16 protein-coding genes and 2 pseudogenes are annotated in these 16,441 nt (G+C 64.0%); 9 read left to right on the plus strand and 9 right to left on the minus strand.

Features of this window, described 5'->3' with window-relative positions; all coding sequences use genetic code 11:
- Positions 1 to 30: 30 nt before the first annotated feature.
- The 7 genes and pseudogenes from IM708_RS12675 to IM708_RS12705 all read left to right on the plus strand — a co-directional run bounded on the left by IM708_RS12675 (position 31) and on the right by IM708_RS12705 (position 4,602).
- On the plus strand, positions 31 to 552 hold the full coding sequence (locus IM708_RS12675) for a hypothetical protein (protein WP_209426942.1): 522 nt from the start codon (positions 31 to 33) through the stop codon (positions 550 to 552).
- A 5-nt stretch (positions 553 to 557) separates the two neighbouring features.
- Entirely contained in the window at positions 558 to 752 is a 195-nt protein-coding gene (locus tag IM708_RS12680; RefSeq protein ID WP_209426959.1) for a hypothetical protein, read from the plus strand.
- Positions 745 to 1,173, plus strand: a complete 429-nt coding sequence (locus IM708_RS12685) for a DUF6362 family protein (RefSeq protein ID WP_209426943.1) — start codon at positions 745 to 747, stop codon at positions 1,171 to 1,173. The genes IM708_RS12680 and IM708_RS12685 overlap by 8 nt, the downstream gene beginning before the upstream one ends.
- A gap of 103 nt (positions 1,174 to 1,276) precedes the next feature.
- Positions 1,277 to 2,065, plus strand: coding sequence for an alpha/beta fold hydrolase (locus IM708_RS12690; protein ID WP_209426944.1), 789 nt, complete (start codon positions 1,277 to 1,279; stop codon positions 2,063 to 2,065).
- A gap of 606 nt (positions 2,066 to 2,671) precedes the next feature.
- Positions 2,672 to 3,553 (plus strand): DMT family transporter, encoded by an 882-nt coding sequence (locus IM708_RS12695; RefSeq protein ID WP_209426945.1) that lies wholly within the window; start codon positions 2,672 to 2,674, stop codon positions 3,551 to 3,553.
- A 31-nt stretch (positions 3,554 to 3,584) separates the two neighbouring features.
- Positions 3,585 to 3,738: pseudogene (locus tag IM708_RS12700) on the plus strand (DNA methylase); the annotation flags it as partial.
- A gap of 150 nt (positions 3,739 to 3,888) precedes the next feature.
- A complete protein-coding gene (locus IM708_RS12705) occupies positions 3,889 to 4,602 on the plus strand; it encodes a hypothetical protein (protein WP_209426946.1) in 714 nt (237 codons plus the stop codon).
- 134 nt (positions 4,603 to 4,736) lie between these two features.
- Here the strand turns inward: IM708_RS12705 and IM708_RS12710 are convergent, their stop codons facing one another.
- The gene (locus tag IM708_RS12710; protein WP_209426947.1) at positions 4,737 to 5,027 is read right to left on the minus strand and encodes a DUF1330 domain-containing protein; all 291 of its coding nucleotides are present in this window, start codon (positions 5,025 to 5,027) and stop codon (positions 4,737 to 4,739) included.
- 108 nt (positions 5,028 to 5,135) lie between these two features.
- On the opposite strand from IM708_RS12710, the gene IM708_RS12715 reads away from it, so the two are divergent.
- Positions 5,136 to 6,512 (plus strand): ParB N-terminal domain-containing protein, encoded by a 1,377-nt coding sequence (locus tag IM708_RS12715; RefSeq protein WP_209426948.1) that lies wholly within the window; start codon positions 5,136 to 5,138, stop codon positions 6,510 to 6,512.
- A 138-nt stretch (positions 6,513 to 6,650) separates the two neighbouring features.
- Here the strand turns inward: IM708_RS12715 and IM708_RS12720 are convergent, their stop codons facing one another.
- Together IM708_RS12720 and IM708_RS12725 are read right to left on the minus strand one after the other, a co-directional pair.
- On the minus strand, positions 6,651 to 7,229 hold the full coding sequence (locus IM708_RS12720) for a VPLPA-CTERM sorting domain-containing protein (protein ID WP_209426949.1): 579 nt from the start codon (positions 7,227 to 7,229) through the stop codon (positions 6,651 to 6,653).
- 206 nt (positions 7,230 to 7,435) lie between these two features.
- A pseudogene (locus tag IM708_RS12725) lies at positions 7,436 to 7,648 on the minus strand (transcriptional repressor); the annotation flags it as partial.
- Between the two features lie 53 nt (positions 7,649 to 7,701).
- On the opposite strand from IM708_RS12725, the gene IM708_RS12730 reads away from it, so the two are divergent.
- Positions 7,702 to 7,926 carry a hypothetical protein gene (locus tag IM708_RS12730; RefSeq protein ID WP_209426950.1) on the plus strand — a complete coding sequence of 75 codons (225 nt, stop codon included), beginning with the start codon at positions 7,702 to 7,704 and terminating at the stop codon, positions 7,924 to 7,926.
- Positions 7,927 to 7,975: 49 nt separating this feature from the next.
- Here the strand turns inward: IM708_RS12730 and IM708_RS12735 are convergent, their stop codons facing one another.
- The 6 genes from IM708_RS12735 to IM708_RS12760 all read right to left on the minus strand — a co-directional run bounded on the left by IM708_RS12735 (position 7,976) and on the right by IM708_RS12760 (position 16,427).
- Positions 7,976 to 8,494 (minus strand): DUF3489 domain-containing protein, encoded by a 519-nt coding sequence (locus IM708_RS12735; RefSeq protein ID WP_209426951.1) that lies wholly within the window; start codon positions 8,492 to 8,494, stop codon positions 7,976 to 7,978.
- Between the two features lie 544 nt (positions 8,495 to 9,038).
- Complete coding sequence (locus IM708_RS12740; protein WP_209426952.1) at positions 9,039 to 9,908, minus strand: efflux RND transporter periplasmic adaptor subunit; 870 nt, start codon at positions 9,906 to 9,908, stop codon at positions 9,039 to 9,041.
- A 32-nt stretch (positions 9,909 to 9,940) separates the two neighbouring features.
- Entirely contained in the window at positions 9,941 to 12,022 is a 2,082-nt protein-coding gene (locus tag IM708_RS12745) for a preprotein translocase subunit SecA (RefSeq protein ID WP_348524969.1), read from the minus strand.
- On the minus strand, positions 11,934 to 14,069 hold the full coding sequence (locus IM708_RS12750) for a peptidase M50 (RefSeq protein WP_245243170.1): 2,136 nt from the start codon (positions 14,067 to 14,069) through the stop codon (positions 11,934 to 11,936). The genes IM708_RS12745 and IM708_RS12750 overlap by 89 nt, the downstream gene beginning before the upstream one ends.
- A 21-nt stretch (positions 14,070 to 14,090) precedes the next feature.
- A complete protein-coding gene (locus tag IM708_RS12755) occupies positions 14,091 to 15,989 on the minus strand; it encodes an HlyD family efflux transporter periplasmic adaptor subunit (RefSeq protein WP_209426954.1) in 1,899 nt (632 codons plus the stop codon).
- Positions 15,990 to 16,022: 33 nt separating this feature from the next.
- On the minus strand, positions 16,023 to 16,427 hold the full coding sequence (locus IM708_RS12760) for a DUF3467 domain-containing protein (RefSeq protein ID WP_209426955.1): 405 nt from the start codon (positions 16,425 to 16,427) through the stop codon (positions 16,023 to 16,025).
- Positions 16,428 to 16,441 lie beyond the last annotated feature (14 nt).

Consider the following 16,441-nt stretch of genomic DNA (forward strand, 5'->3'; position numbering starts at 1 on the left):
CCGAAGGCCCACAGCCTGTGAGCCTTCACGATGAATACGCAGTTCTCGACACTGGACGCTCGCCCGGAGCCGGCGGCGATCTCTATTTCCTGTATCCTCGCCCTCGATCTCGGCACCGCGACCGGGTGGGCCCTTCGCAGCCATGACGGGCTGATCACCAGCGGCACGGTGTCGTTCCGCCCGAGCCGCTATGATGGCGGCGGCATGCGCTATGTCCGCTTCCGCGCCTGGCTCGAACGGCTGGCCGCGGACGCCGGTCCCATCGGCGCCATCCACTACGAAGAAGTGCGCCGGCATGCGGCAACGGACGCAGCCCATGTCTATGGCGGGCTGCTCGCAACGCTGACGGCATGGGCCGAAACCGCGCGCGTGCCCTATCAGGGTGTCCCGGTCGGAACGATCAAGCGCCACGCCACCGGCAAGGGCAACGCCAACAAGGATGCCATGATGGCGGCGGCCCGCGCGCGCGGGTTCAGCCCTGCCGACGACAACGAGTCCGATGCCATCGCGATCCTCATCTGGGCGATCGACACCGCGGGAGGCGTGGCATGAAAGGCATGCGGTTCATGCCGAAAGGCTACGGCGGCGACCGGCGCAACCCCGACGAGGTCAAGCGCGACGGCTGGAAGGAACAGGGGGTGCTGGCTGTCGCCATCGACGACGACAGGTTGACCTGGCCAGAGCGCGAACTCGTCCGCCAGCTCGGCGAGCGGCTCTACGGCAAGCGGGAACGGGAGGCGCGTCATGGGTGAGTGGACGACGACGCAGGTGGCGGACCGGCTCGAACTCGCCGCGGACGTGTTCGCGCGGCTGCCCTCGGTGCGCCCGCAGGGACACTTCTCCGCCTGGCCGGAGTATTTCCACAGCTTCGGCGATCAGGTGGGCCAGGAGCCCCGCATGCGTCGACCCTTGCCATCGCCGCGCATGATCACTGAGGCCGAGGAGGCGCTTCTCTGGCTGCGCTGGCTCGAGAAGGACGACGCACGGATCGTCTGGCTGCGCGCCAACCGCAAGCCTTGGAAGAAGATCTGCTGGGAGGTCGGGCTCAGTCGCCCGGCCGCCAACCGCCACTGGCAATACGGCATCGCGGTCATCGTCTGGCGGCTCAACGGGAAGCGGGCGCCGGGAAGGCGGTCGATGAGCCATGTGATCCAGCGGGCGCAGGTCGCGTGAGTTGCCTGAGGATCGAAAGACCGACCCGCGCGTTGCCCTCGATACCCGGAAGGCGACCGACGGTGCGCCTTCTGCACCCGGCTTGGGACGGAGAAGAGCAACGATGCTGAATTTCATTCGTCAAGGAGCAGGCCCTCCGCTCCTCCTCGTGCACGGCCTCGGGGGATCGTGGCGATCCTGGGCCACGATCCTGCCTACGCTCTCCGAGACCCGCGAGGTCATGGTTCTGGACCTACCGGGGCACGGCGATACACCAGCGGCTGCCAACAGCGACACATTCACGGGGCTCGCCGACAGCGTAGAGAAGTTCATTGACGCTCAGGGCCTCGACGGCATCGACATTGTCGGCAGCTCGCTCGGGGCGAGGATCGTGCTCGAGATGGCGCGCCGCGGGAAAGTCGGCGCGACGATCGCGCTTGATCCCGGCGGCTTCTGGCGCGGTTGGGAGCGAACATACTTCCGCGCCACGCTCACCGCGTCGATCCGGCTGGTCCGCGGACTCGGTCCTGCACTGCCGAGCCTCTCACAGTCTGCCGTGACCCGCAGCATGCTTCTGGCGCAGCTGTCGGCACGTCCCTGGAAGCTGGACGGCGACATCGTGGCGACCGAGCTGAAGAGCTTTGCCGCGACCACGACCTTCGATGCGCTGGTGCGCGACCTCGCCACCGCTCCGGAGCAGGAGGGACCGGCGGCAGAGACCTCCCGACCCGTCGTCATCGGATGGGGCCGCCAGGATCGATTGTGTCTGCCGCGCCAAGCCGCGCGGGCACAGGAGGCTTTTCCGTCTGCGAAGTTGCACTGGTTCGCGAAATGCGGTCATTTCCCGATGTGGGATCAGCCGGAAGAAACTGTTCAGCTCATCCTCGACGAAACGGGCAAGAGCCGTGGGTGAGCGACATCACTGCCGATGAGATTCCCCGACTGGCCGTCAAGCGAAATCGAGTTCGTGAGACATTTTTCGGTGAGAAACCGCAAGGCGAGACGGATCGCGAGCCAGAGGTTAAAAGTTCGATAGGCTCGGGGTCGTGTGGGCGAAAGAACCAACGCCGATCTTTGGGGTGGTAACTCGTTCCCGCTTCAGTCTCTACTTGAGGTTCACCCGGCAAATCATTGTTTTATGATTCCTTTCCGGGCCGGAACGTATGCTGGGGGGCGCAGCGCGCAATATCGCCAGCGACAGAGCGATTTTTTTGGGAGTCCACCCCGCGTTGAATCCACCCCTGAAGCCTGAATAACCAAGCAATAACAGTATCTTGCCGGGTGGATTCCGGGGTGGATCCCCTGGACTCCGGAGTCCAGTTGGAAGCCACTGGACTCCACCATGGCGGAGTCCACGGGGGCACGCGCCACCCGAGCGCGTGACGCCGGTCGCGAGGCCACACTGCCCAAGCGGCGATCATCGACAATCAGGAGGTCAACCACATGTCGCTTGCCGTCGCTCGCAACCATCCTGCGCATCTGGTAGCTGGACCCGCAGGGATCGCCGGCGGGATCGCGAATGAGCGTGGAGTCACAGACCGAGCCGAAGCAGATCTCCCGCGGGATCCTGACGATCTGCGCGGGCGTGGCCTTCCTCGTTCTGAACGACGCCATCGCCAAGGTGCTGACGGACCGATACGATCCGATCCAGATCATCTTCCTGCGCAATCTGATCGCGGTGCCGATGATCGCTTCGGCGGTGGTGTTGTTGCGGGGGACGCATGCCCTGCGGACGCGGCACCTGGGGCTGCACGCGGCGCGCGGCCTGCTGATGCTGATCGGCGCCTATCTCTACTTCACGAGCCTGAGCTTCATGCCTCTCGCGGAGGCAACGGCGCTGATCTTCTCGGCGCCGATCTTCATCACCGCGCTCTCCGTGCCGCTGCTCGGCGAGGCGGTGGGCTGGCGGCGCTGGGGGGCGGTCATTCTCGGCTTCATCGGGGTGCTGATCGTGGTGCAACCGGGCGCTGCGGGATTCCAGCCCGCCGCGCTGCTGCCGGTGGGGGCGGCGTTTCTCTATTCGCTGTTCATGATCACCGCCCGGTGGATCGGCCCGGGCGAAGGGATATGGACGATGATGCTGTTCGTCGTCCTGTTCCCGCTGATCTATGCCGCCCCCTTCGCGCTGGCGGTGTGGGTTCCTGTGCAAGCGGACGACTTATGGTTGTTCATTGCCATCGCGATCTTCGGCAGCCTCGGGATCACGCTGATCGGACAGGCGTTCCGCCTGGCGCCGGCAGCGGTGGTCGCGCCCTTCGACTATACGGCGCTGGTCTGGGCGGCGGCGCTGGGCTGGCTGATCTGGGGCGACCTGTTGGCCTTCTGGACCATCGTCGGGGCGCTGATCATCGTGGCGAGCGGCATCATCATCGTCCTGCGGGAGGCTGCCGCGTCGCAGTGACCTGCCGCTTGCACGGCCGGGGGCTGGTGCAATGACCCTCGCCTTCGCCCCCGAGCGGATCGAGCAGTGGCCGCTTGCGCCTGCAGCCCTACGCGAAGAACGCGAAGGTGCACTGGGCCGACCAGGTCGCAAAGCTCGCCGCCGGCATGGCCGAGTTCGGCTGGACCGTGCCGGCGCTTTTCGCTGGTGAACCGGCGGCAAGCTCCGGAAAGCGCCCGCGGGGCGGCTGCTGCATTCTCGCTCGCGCTGCTGCTGCTTTTCGACTATTTTCGCCCCAGAGCGCAGCCGACGACGCGCCGGTACGTGCGAGGCGGTGAAGCCGTGAGGGGGCACCGATGATCATCCAGTCCACAAAGCGGCCCTCTCCCGGACCGGCGACCCGGCTGGTGACGACCGCGGTAGATGAGGGCACGCTGCGGCAACCCGCACTAGTTGTGGCGACGCCCGATACTCGCCCCGATGTCCTTGTTGGTGCCCGCGCGTATCGAAACGATCGCCTTGGGGATCTGACAGGGCGCCTGACCACGCTGAGCCGGGCGGCCGCTCTGGCGCTCTTCCCGAAGCAGGCTCCGCTGATCGACGGGATCGCGTTCGTTGCCGGATCGGTACCGCGGGTTGAGAGGATGCTGCGGGACGGTGTTTCTCCCGGCGATTTTGTCGATGTGGCCAGCTTGGTCACTAGCGCAGTGGTACATGCCCGCAGCATTGCCGCGCCAGTGGCCATGTCCTGCTCGAAAGACGGTACGCCCAGCAACGCGGTGAGCCCCCCAGACACACTTGATCGCGCCGACGCAGTGCTCGGCGTGATTGCCAAAACACGCTCGGGTGTGATGCTATCGGGCATGGTGCCCAGCCCGTTCCACAGAATGGCGCGCTTCGAGCCGCGGCCATTCGCCGAACTGGCGAAGGCCTATGGAATGGTGAATCCTCTGGTCGGCGCCGGCTTCGGCCTGTTGGACGTCCTCTCAGACCCTTGGTTCTGGAAATCGCTTGAGGCGGGCCGAAAGCCGTCGCCGTCGCGCTTTTCGCGCAGCAGCTACCATCACTGAGGATGCAATGGCTTCGGGACTGTAGCGGAATTCATCCGTAATCTGGTGCGCTGGAACACGGCGCGAAATCAGTCCGCCTGTAACCCGCGCCCGCGGCGGGCTTCGGGCAATGTGCGCCCCCGCCAAAAGTTGATTCAGGCCACGCCCTCAACCAGGAGCAAGTCGGTCTCTGCCGCACGTTCGCGAACCCGTCGGGCGGCCGAGTAAGCGTCCGACTCGTAGAAGCGCCTCGCGGCCTCCATGTCGTCGAACTCGATCACCATCACAGTGCCGCGCAGCCCACCCTCACGGTGATCGGCCTCCGGGTTGCGCACGAGAACGCGGCCGCCATGGTCGGCGATCGCGGTGCCGCTCAACTTCCTGAACTCCTCGAACGCTTCGCGGTCGTGCACCCGGATGTGGGCCACGAGATATGCCTTCGGCATCTGCTCCTCCCCTAGCTGAACACGGAAAGTGTACCATGCAGGCCGAGGGACACGCAGCGGGAAATGGCTTCGGCCAGCATCGACTTACTTCATCAGGACATTCTGCCCATGACCCTCGCCTTCGCCCCCGACCGGATCGAGCACTGGCCGCTTGCGCGCCTGCAGCCCTACGCGAAGAACGCGAAGGTGCACGGGGCCGACCAGGTCGCGAAGCTCGCCGCCAGCATGGCCGAGTTCGGCTGGACGGTGCCTTGCCTCGTCGCCGAGGACGGCGAGCTGATCGCCGGCCATGGCCGGGTGCTGGCCGCAACGCAGCTCGGGCTGACCGAGGCCCCAGTGATCGTGCTCGGGCATCTGACCGAGGCGCAGCGCCGGGCCTATCGCATCGCAGACAACAAGCTGACGGAGCTCGGGACATGGGATGACGCCCTACTGTCGGCCGAGCTTCAGGATCTGCTGGCCGACGATTTCGACCTCTCGCTCGTCGGGTTCTCCGACGGCGAACTGGACAAGCTGCTGGCCTTTGTGCCGGAGGGGGACGGAGAAGAAGGTGGCGCCGGGGGCTCCGTTCCGCCGGTGACCATCCCCGAGCCGCCGCGCAACCCGGCATCGCGCATGGGCGACCTGTGGATTCTCGGCGATCACCGGCTGCTCTGCGGCGACAGCACCAGCGCTGCCGATGTGCGTCGCCTGATGAACGGCGAGCGCGCGGTGCTGTTTGCCACCGACCCGCCCTATCTCGTCGATTACGACGGCTCGAACCATCCGACGCGGAACAAGGACTGGAGCCAGAGCTACGGCGTGACCTGGGATGACAGTTCACAGGGGGCTGAGCTCTACGACGGTTTCATCGCAGCCGCGGTGGCCGAGGCCATCACCGAGGATGCCGCCTGGTACTGCTGGCATGCCTCGCGCCGGCAGGCGATGCTGGAGGCCTGCTGGGAGAAGGCCGGGGCCTTCGTGCACCAGCAAATCATCTGGGTGAAGGACCGCGGCGTCCTGACCCGCTCCCATTACCTCTGGAAGCACGAGCCCTGCTTCATGGGCTGGCGGCGCCCGAAACGCCCGCCGAAGGTGGCCGAGGAAACGCTGCCGTCCACATGGGCGCTGCCGAGCTTCGCCAAGGACGAACGCCCCGACCATCCAACGCCGAAGCCGCTCGATGCCTTCGGGATCCCGATGCGCCAGCACGTCGCGCGCGGCGGGCTCTGCTACGAGCCGTTCTGTGGCTCCGGCTCGCAGATCATGGCGGGCGAAGCCAACTGTCGTCGCGTCTTCGCGATGGAAATCAGCCCGGCCTATGTCGATGTCGCCGTGGAACGCTGGCAGGCCGAGACCGGTCGTGAGGCGTTCCTGGACGTCGACGGACGGACCTTCGCGCAGGTAAAGGCCGAGCGGCTCGGCGACGCGAACGAAACCCCGGCCGATACTCAGGTCACGGGCGCCGCCCCCGAACCCGCGCGAAAGCGCAAGACAGCCGCGTGACATGTATGACCTGGCTTTACCTTCCTCCGTCTCTTGGGCCACAACACCCAAGCTTGGCACATCGCGATGTCGTCAGGGAGGGAGGCATCCACTCCATCACCCGGCAGGGTTGTTCCCCGCCCGTGCAACGCGAGGCGCTCATGAGGCGACGCGCCGCCGTCGCATGGCCACTGCGCCCAGCCCGAACAGCCCGGTCAGCAGAAATGGCAGACCTGCCGGCAGAGGGATCGGGGCAAAGGGCGTGTCGAAGCCGACCCTCAGCTGGATCTCTTGGCCGGCAACGAACATAGCGCCCGCGAAGTTGAGGTAAAGGTTGTCGGCGTCAAACGTTGCGAGGGCGTTGGTAAAGCTTGGGCCGGCCGACAGGATATCGAAGCTCGTGAAGTCGGGAATGACACCAAGAACATCGGTAATCCGGAAGCCATTGAAATCTGCTTCCGAGAGCCCTGTCGAATCCGGAAGGAAGGCCACTGTCACAAGGGTATCGTCGATATCTACTGTATAGGTATCTCTCGAGAAAACATCCGTGTATGTATACTCGACCCCTGACCCGACGATCACGTTCCCCGATGTGTCGACCACGATCAAGTCCGAGGAAGGCTGCCACAGATGGTCGATCCGGACTGTTTGGCCGTCGAGCGTTGAAGACAGGGCCGTCAAGGGCATGAAGGCAAGGAGGGCTGCGGCAGCGGCTGTGTGAATGAGAGGCGGCTTCATGATACTATCTCCGGCGTCCACGTCCGGATAAAAATAGATCACAGAACCCTGCGACGGACAACGAAAACTGCCCGATCCTGGTGGAATCCGCCGTTATCTCCCGGGCAAAGGGGCGCGCGCCGCCACCACTGCAACCCCTGGCGGCAAGAGCGACGAGGTTCAGGAGGCGGCGGTTGCAAAAATTCGCGACAAGTACCGCGCGCGAATCAACCGGCGCAGCGCCGCAGCCGGATCACCACGTCGACGCGCGTCACCTCGGCCTCGCGCGGGGCGCGCGGCAGGCGGGCGATTCCCAGCTGGTCGGCCGGCGGGTCGGTCAGTTCGGCGGTGTCTTCCCAGTAGAAATGCGGGTGATCGTCCATCCGGGTGTCGAAAAAGCTTTTCGTCCCCTCGACCGTCACTTCCTGCATCAGGCCCGCATGCGGTCCGAACTCTTGCAGCTCAATTGCTGGCCGATGGATGAGGCAGCGGGATGAAGCAGTCGCGCGTCATGTCGATGGCCGAGTCCGTCGTCAACGTGATCGTCGGCTACGGCGTCGCCGTCGTGACCCAGATCCTGATCTTCCCGGTCTTTGGCCTGCACACGACGGTGGCGCAGAACCTGAAGATGGGCGCGGTGTTCACAGTGGTGAGCATCGCGCGGTCCTACGTCCTGCGGCGGCTGTTCGAGGCCATCCGGATGCGGAGCGCCAAATGAATGGCCGCCGCCCCGGGGCGGCGGCCATGAACTCGTCGGATCGGGCGTGTCAGGCGGCGGGGAGTTTGTACACGCGCCCCCGGTTCTCGACCTTCTCCGAGGTCACCTCGAGCCCGAGTTTCTTGTTCAGCGCCCCGGCGAGGGCACCCCTCACCGTGTGTGGTCTCCAGTCCAAGGCAGCCGCGATCTCCTCTATGGTGGCGCCGCCCTCGGCGCGCAGCATCGCGATCAGCGCCTCCTGCTTGGTGCCGATGCGGCGGCGAATGGGTTCCGGTGCGGGCTCGGTGGGGGCGGCGGCTTTCGGTGCATCGCCGATCCCGAGGGTGCTGTAGGCGAGCGGCGTGGCGCGCAGTGTGATGGGCCCGCGTTCCTCGTCGTGCCGCCAGACGGTGTTGAGATCGGTGGCGGCGATCTCCTCGATGAGCCCGCGCTTCAGCAGGCTCTTGCAGACGTTGCCGACGGCACCGCCCTTGAGACCGGCGGTGACGGGGAACACCATCCCGTCCTCGCGTGCGCAGGCGGCGGACAGAATGACGGCTTGGGTGTCGGAAAGCTGGATCTGGGTCATGACTGGTCTCCGTGGTCGGGGCCCGCGGGATGCGTGCCTCCTACCACCCCGAGCCGCGCTCCCTCGGGGAGACGCGGCGGCGGGAATGCGGAGCGTCAGTGGTCAGGCGTCTCCGGAGTGAGTTGAATCGTCCTTGTGAATGGAGGTTCGCTCCACACGGCGGGCTTATCAACTCGATAAGCACATGAATCGGAATGATAATAGAGGTCGGCGATGAAGGGCATGAGCGAGCGCCAGTACGCTGCGCATGCCGGCCTCTCGCGCGGCGCGATCCAGAAGGCGAAGACAGCCGAGCGGCTGGTGTTGTTCCCCGACGGCTCCATCGACGCCGAGGCTTCCGACCGGCGGCGGGCTGAGACGACCGATCCGGCGAAGACGCGGCGAACGCCCAAGCCGAAACTGAAGCCTGGCCCGAGGCGGCGCTCAGCGCGGTGCGCGACACGCATCGCGAACATTCTTGGCCAACATTTGCTGTGCGTCGATTCCACTTTGGTCGAGGATGGCATCCGGCTGAAGAAGGAACGGAAGAGGCCTTCTCAACGACTTATTGGCCGGTTTCAAGGTCCATATCGATCTCCGAGTCGATCTCCGCCTCATCGATCTCGGCGGTATCCTCGTAGAGAAAGCGCACGGTACAAATCATCCCCGCCGGCAAAGCAAAGTCAGAATTGGGCAATTCCAGTCGCACGCCGAAGGTGCGGCTCTCAGGATCGAAAACCCGATCGACGACGGTCACGGTTGCAGTGTAGGTGCCTCCGATCGGCTCATCCATCGTGACCAGGGCAAGGCTGCCGACCTTGATCTCGCCGTACTCCGAAACCGGCAGATAGGTCTCGACATGCAGCGGATCGATCTGGGCGATCCGCATGAGGTGCCTTTGTTCGTAATAGTATTCCCCGGCCGCCGCCATCAGTTCGACCACGACACCCGCAACAGGGCTTTGAACTGAGCGCCGGTCGTGGAGCACGCGGGCTTGTGCGAATTCGACCTCGGCGATCTGCTGCTGCAGACGAGAGGTCTCCAGCGCCAGATCAGCAAGGTGCCCTTCGATTTCGGCTTCTTCGAGTGCCGTCGTCGAAACGACCTCCCGATCGAAGAGGGTCCGTGCGCGCTGCATTTCGGCCGCTCGGAATACAATGCGAGCCTCGGCGGAGCGGATTTCGACATCGCTTTCTGCTCTGAGCCTGGCAAGATCGGCATTCAGCGCCTGAAGCTCTGAATCGAGTTGGGCGACGACCATGCCCTCCTCGACGACATCGCCACGATCGACCTTGAGTGCAGTGATGATGCCCTGATCGGAACTGCCGAGCTCCACCACCGCCCTGGGCCGCGCAACGCAGTTGTAGGAGTCGGCGGCTTGGGCCGCCGAAGGCGATGCGGCTACCGCACCAATCACAAGCGATGTGCCGAACATCATGAGAAATCGTGCAGAAGGCCAAACCACGTTCACTCGCTTTCCCCCGTAAATGCCAGAACCATGCCAAGCTGCTGATCGGATCGCAGCAACTCTCGCCGCGCCCGCGAGTGCGCCCGCTCCGCGCCGCGTTGCGCGATGGCAAACGCTAGCGGCGCAAGCGTATGTCGTATCGGGCCGGGGAACGCCGCCATGAGCTGCCGGAGCGGGGCACTCATCACCTCCAGCAAAGGGTCCTCCAGCGACAGGATGAACTCGTAGCTGCCGGGATCGCCCTGACGCCCGCAGCGCCCGGCAAGCTGCCGGTCGATGCGCCCGGCATCATGGCGTTCAGTCAGGATCACGTGCAAGCCGCCCCGTTTGGCCACGCCATCTGCCAGCCGGATGTCGACGCCACGTCCGGCCATGTTGGTCGCGACCGTAACGGCGTTCGGCTCACCGGCGCGCGCGATGACAGCGGCCTCTTCGCGGTCTTGCGCGGCGCTGAGAACCACGTGCGGGATGCCAAAGGTCTGCAACCGCTGGCTCAGCACCTCCGAAGCCGCGACCGACCGTGTCCCGACCAAGACCGGCCGTCCGGAAGCCTGCAGACTGCGGATGCGCTCGGCAATGGCGTCCCACTTCGCCTCCAGAGTGGAGCACATTCGGGCCCGGCCGCCGCGCCTCCGAGACGGCCGGAACGTCGGAATGGTCACCACGGGCAGACGGTAGACGTCCCATAGCTCTGCGACGACTTCGCGGGCTGTGCCTGTCATCCCCGCCAGCCGATTATAACGCCGGAAGAATTTTTGATAGGAGGTGCGGGCAAGTGTCACCTTGCGGCCGGTGATCTCGCATCCTTCCTTAGCCTCAATGAGCTGGTGCAAGCCGCCACTCCAAGTGCGGTCAGGCATGATGCGGCCGGTGTATTCGTCGATAATCTGTATTTTTCCATCGCGCACCAGGTAATGCTCGTCGCGCTGGAACAGGTGAATGGCGCTGAGCGCCTGGCGTACGGATTCTTCGCGCCAGATGCGGCTGTGCCAATTTTCGTCGAGGGCCTGGACCAGCTGGCTCAGTTTTCTCCGCCCGGCCTTGGTGAGTTCCACCTGACGATCCTCGCTCAGCATCCGATAGTAGGCTGGCCCCTCCAGTGAGGCGGCCAGTCCCATCGCCTCCTCGGCCCAACGCCGCTCGTCCTCAGGCTGCGTCTCGCCCGATATGATGAGGGGGGTGCGCGCCTCGTCGACCAAAACGCTGTCGACCTCGTCGACGATGGCGAACGGCAGGCCGCGCATGATGAGTCGGTTGCAGCGGCTGTCGCTTCCGCTAAGGCGCTCAAGCTTTAGGTGGAGGTTTCCGGGCACCTTGCCCAGCACAAGGCGATCCCGGAGATAATCGAACGCGACCTCCTTGTTGCAGCAATAGGTGATCTCGCTTGCATATGCCTGCCGGCGCTGCTCGGGGCCGGTACCGGCCACAACAATGCCTACACTTAACCCGAGCCAGTGATAGATCGGTTCCATATCCTTGGCATCGCGCGTGGCGAGATAGTCATTCACCGTGATGATATGCACCCGGCATCCCGCCAGAGCTGCAGTTCCCGATGCGAGGGTCGCAGTCAGGGTCTTTCCTTCGCCCGTATCCATTTCGGCTACCATGCCCCTGAGCAGGGCCAAGCCGCCCATCAGCTGAGTATGATAGTGACTGAGACCGATCGTACGTCGAGCCACCTCCCGGATCAGGGCAAAGGATCTTACAACCAGTTGATCCTTGAAGCCATGAAGTGTCATCGCCTCGCGAAGCGCGTCGGCCTCTGCTCTCAGGGCGGGATCGCTCATCTGTGCGAGCACCTGCGAGCGCACCTCTATACGCCCTGCCATGCGAGCAAAGCGCCGGCGCATCCACAACGACAATCCCCGCACTGGTGCGCCGGTGAGCGCTGTTTCGACACGCTCTCGCCACGCTGCCGGGCGATCGGCCCGGATCGGATAGATGATAGGTTGTGGCGACCGACCGAAGGTGGCGGCGGCGACCAGTGTTTGACTAGACATTGAAATGCCGAAGAAAGAGCTGTCTGAGCGACCGATAGAGCCGCTTTGCCACGGCTTCGTTGCCGTGCTGGAAGCGCACATGAATGCGCCCGCCCATAGCCTGCACCGAGATCGGATCGTCGAAGGCGAGCTCGAGTTGCATCAAGGTGCCGAGCGCCCTGATCTGCTCGCGGTCAGAAGGATCGATATGGATGGAGCCGCCGCCGATGGTGCTCAGGGCGACGCTCGGCAGTTCCTCGGCCAGCGCCGGAAACTCGCGTACCACCACCATCGGCACAACCTTGGTGGTGTCGTCGGCAAAGCGCGCTTCGACGCTGTTTGCGCGTTGGCGCACCAGATCCGCAGAGGCTTCCGGTACGATTACCCGCACCACCGGGGAGTCAAAATTGATGACATAGCCGAGAAGCTCTCCTTTCCGCAGGAACCGCCCCACCAAGTCTGAGGGCACGGAAAGGACGAACTGACCTTCAGCGGGGCTTCGGATGATGAGGTCCGACTGGCGCTGGCGATAGTGCTCAAGGTCGGCCTCCGCGAATTCCAGATGCTGGGCGAGGATGTTTGCTTCCGCCGGGTCGTTCACGCGAGCCATCTCGTAACGTTGCCTGACGCCCGCCGCCCTGGCGTCGAGGGCGCGGACCTGGGCATCCATGTAGGGATCTTCAAGGCGCATCAGGGGCTCACCTTTCGCAACATGAGCATTCGGCGGGTGCAGGATCTCAGCCACCGATCCGTCGACATTGCTTCTCAACATGGCCTCGCCCGGCGACCACACCACACCTTCGACCAATGTGGAATGTGGAAGCGGCACCCAGAACAGAACCCCCGCCACGGCAGCGGCGCTGAGCGAAACGACACTCATCGCGAAGCCGCGCCGTCGCCGCAGCACGGGGCTGGTGAGCAAAAACCAGATCGACTTGGCGAGCGGCAGCCCCAACATCATTATGCCCGCCCAGATGGCCAGCAGCACGCCGATGATGAAGAACTGGCCGGCGACGAACATTATGATCACGCTGGCGATAAACATTCGGTAGCAGAACGCTGCGATGCCGTAGGTTACGAACCATGCAGGTTCACCGGGCGCAGTGGCCGGATTGGTGGGGTCAGGAACGCCGAAGGCGTAGCGCTGGACCAGATAGCCGATGTATTTGTTGGACCGATTGCCGAGATTGGGGATCTCGATCAAATCGGAGAGCACGTAATAGCCGTCGAAGCGCAAGAGCGGGTTGCCGTTGAACAGCAGGGTCGAAACGCCGCCGATCAGCATGACGTTGAACGCCAGCGCGCGCACGAAACCGTCCTCGATGCTGAGCCAGACGAATAGCGCGATGGCCGCGAGGAGCAATTCCACTATGATCCCGGCCGCTCCAACCAAGGCGCGCCGCCACTTGTTCTGAAAACCGGCCGAGGCAGAGGCGTCCACATAGGGCACCGGCATGAACACCAGAAACATTATGCCCATTTCATGCACTTCCCCGCCCCACTTCTTCACGGCGTAGCCGTGACCAAGTTCGTGCAGGGCCTTCATGAAGGGATAGGTGATGAACAGCAAAAGCAGGTTCTCCATCACGAGAACTCGGCCGGCGATGTTCTCTGTGAGGTCGGACCAGTGCATCGCCGCCAGTACCAGCGCCGCCACTATGAGGGTTGTGATGAGCACGCCCCCGAACCAGGAGAGAAGCGGCTTCACGAGTGGTAGCGTGGCACGCAGGAACTCGTCGGGATCGAGCACCGGCAGGCGGATTGCCATCGGATTAGCGAAACTCATCACCAGCTTTCGCCGCTTCTGCTTGGCTATGCGCTGAGAGATCTCATCAATATCGGCAGAGGAATCGGTATGCAGCACGTCGGCCTGATGAAGCTGGGCAATCAGGCGGATAGTACCATCCTGGGTCAGAGCATCGTCGCCGAGAATGTCGCACGCCATGTTCCAGATCTCACCGACGGTGCGTTTACCGTCCATCATGGAAATGACGAGGTAGGCGGCCGGAGTAAAGCGGTGGAAACGGCCTGAAGCTCGATCCTGCAACACGTACCAGAGTTCGCCCCGGAAGTGTTGGCGATAGATGCGGATGTGGCTTCGCAGTCGGACGCGAAGGTCAGCGACGCGATACCAGGAACTGCTGTGCAATGAACTATCCACGGCCAGACCTCAGGGCAGCCACTTCCAGACGGTGAGCCGCATCCAGTCGACCAGGCGGGCGGTCCACACGAGGATCAGCAAACGGTCCTCGACATAAATCTTTCCCACGCCGCCCATGCCAGGCTTGAGCCTGGGATCGACGGCATTGAGGTGCGCTTCTACCCGATATGCGTTGCGGCCTTCCCTCGCCTCAGCGATCGGAGTTGTGCGTTCAACCACATAGGGAAAGACGTCCTCCGGCAGCGAAGCGAGGACGAGACGGCCTGATTGCCCCGGCTGCACGTCGCTGATGTCGCGCTCGTCAACCTCGAGCACGACGCGGTAAGAATCGAGGGGCGCCAGCACAAACAGGGAATCGCCCCGCGCTACCGCCGTGCCTACGCGCTGGCTCAGATCGCCCGAAATCACGATTCCGTCGAATGGCGCCATGACCTGGCTGCGCTCCAACTGGCTGCCGAGTAGGTCGATCTGGGCATCGGCTTCGGCGATCTGACTTTCAACGATCCTGGCCTCGGCACGTTCGCCGCGGGCATGCGCGCGGTCGAAGGTCGTCAGGCTCTCCTGGCGCCGGGCGCTCCAGCGCAAGCGCTCCAGCATCAGGTCGCGATTGTCGAGGCTCACCAGAAGGTCGCCCTGGCTGACAATCGCACCCGGCCGGGCGTATTCGGCCGCCAGATAGCCGTCGAACGGCGCAACCAGCGTGCGCTGTGTCTTGCCCTCCAGTTTGGCCGGTGCGCTCAGGTTGTACTCGCCGGTAGCGAACGAGAAGAACGCGATTAATCCGAGCGCCGCAGCGGTGGCGATCTTGCGGCCGACATGGCGGGGTCCGAAAAGCCGCACCAACTGCAAGCGCACCGACTCCAGTAGCTTCCACAGGATCAGCCGGTCGTTGCGCCTCTTCTCCTCGAGAATCGGCCCCAGGGCGGTCGCGATGCAATCGCACAGCTCGATCTCATCGTCAGTGAACGGGCGGTCGGCGCCGCGTTCGAACGATACCGCGCCGCAGAACCGGCCTGCCGAATGGAGAGGAATCGTCAGGATCGTCCCGGCGCCATGTCGACTGGCCAGTTCGGCATGGGAACGAACGACCCGGTACTCCCAGTCGGGTCGTTGCGGATACAGGAGAACCGAGCCCTGATCGACCGCTTCGTCCATCGCTGCACCGAGGTCGCGCACCAAATTCATGCGCTTGCCGAACAAGGCTGCATCGGAAAGAGCGGCAACCACGACGTGCCGGCGTTGCCGAAAGCCGAGGCTCACCTGATCGCAGTCAAGCTGTGTCGCAAGCTCTCCTACCAGGGTGACGCATGCCGCCGTGAAACGCTCATGCTCCAGTGCGCTGGCCACCAGGTCGAAAGCCATCGCCGTGCGCTTTCCCGCCGCCTCCTTGCTGCGCGACTCCTCGCGCCGCATCATCACTTCAAGCCAGCCGGCCCCCCACTGCAGCTGGCGCATGACCGAGCGGACGTCGCTGCGGGTGACGTCTTCCAATTCCAGCGCCACCACGCCGAGAAGCAGGTCATCAACGAGAAAGGGATAGGCAACGCGGCAGTTTGCATCGGGACCGGGCAGCCCCGGCTCGTCGCGGAGACCCTGAACCACTCCACGACGTTCTGCGAGCGCCAGTTCGGCTATCTCCGCGAGTTCCTTGCCGGGCGCCCTCGCATCGGGCCACGTGGCGGCGGGGGAATAAGGTCCGTTTTCGGACTCGCCGAGTACCACCACTCCGCGAACGACGCCGCCAATGAGACGACATTGCAGTGCCAGCCAAGCGCTGACAAATTCATCGGTTCCCGAAGCTTCGCCGAACTGTTTCCAAAGCGCCTGGTCGAAAATCGAAACGCGCGCACCTTCGGAGGGGCGTGCGTTACCGGTGTTTGCCGCCGAACTGTCACCACTGGCGGCCATGACTTCTCCCCTCGATTACACCCTTAGCAAAACTCAGGAACTGGTCGGACCTGGGCTACTCGCCGCGGTGCCGCCCGAGTTCTGTCCAGTGGGCTTGCGCTGCGTGCTCTCGGCTCCAGCTGTGTCCGCTCCGGCGTCGATGCCCAGCTGCCCAAACCGCGACTCGTACTCGCGCAGAATTGCTCCGAGCAGGATCCATAAGCGCTTGGCGGCAAAGGGGCTGAGCACCACCCGGTCATTGAGGCGCACGTTGAACTCCCGCCGCTCACCAGGATTCCAAGTGAGGTTGGTACCAAAGAAAAGCGCGACCTCCTCACGGGTACTGGAAGCGTTCACGACGTTGGCGTACGACGTTTTCATCTGGGTATCATCCCAGTTCACTACCGGAGCCGCAGGTTTCCCCGCATCAACACCCAGCCGATCCTCGCTATCAGACATGCTCTATAACTCCT

The sequence above is a fragment of the Pararhodobacter sp. SW119 genome (genome assembly GCF_017811755.1).
Classification (GTDB): Bacteria; Pseudomonadota; Alphaproteobacteria; order Rhodobacterales; family Rhodobacteraceae; genus Pararhodobacter.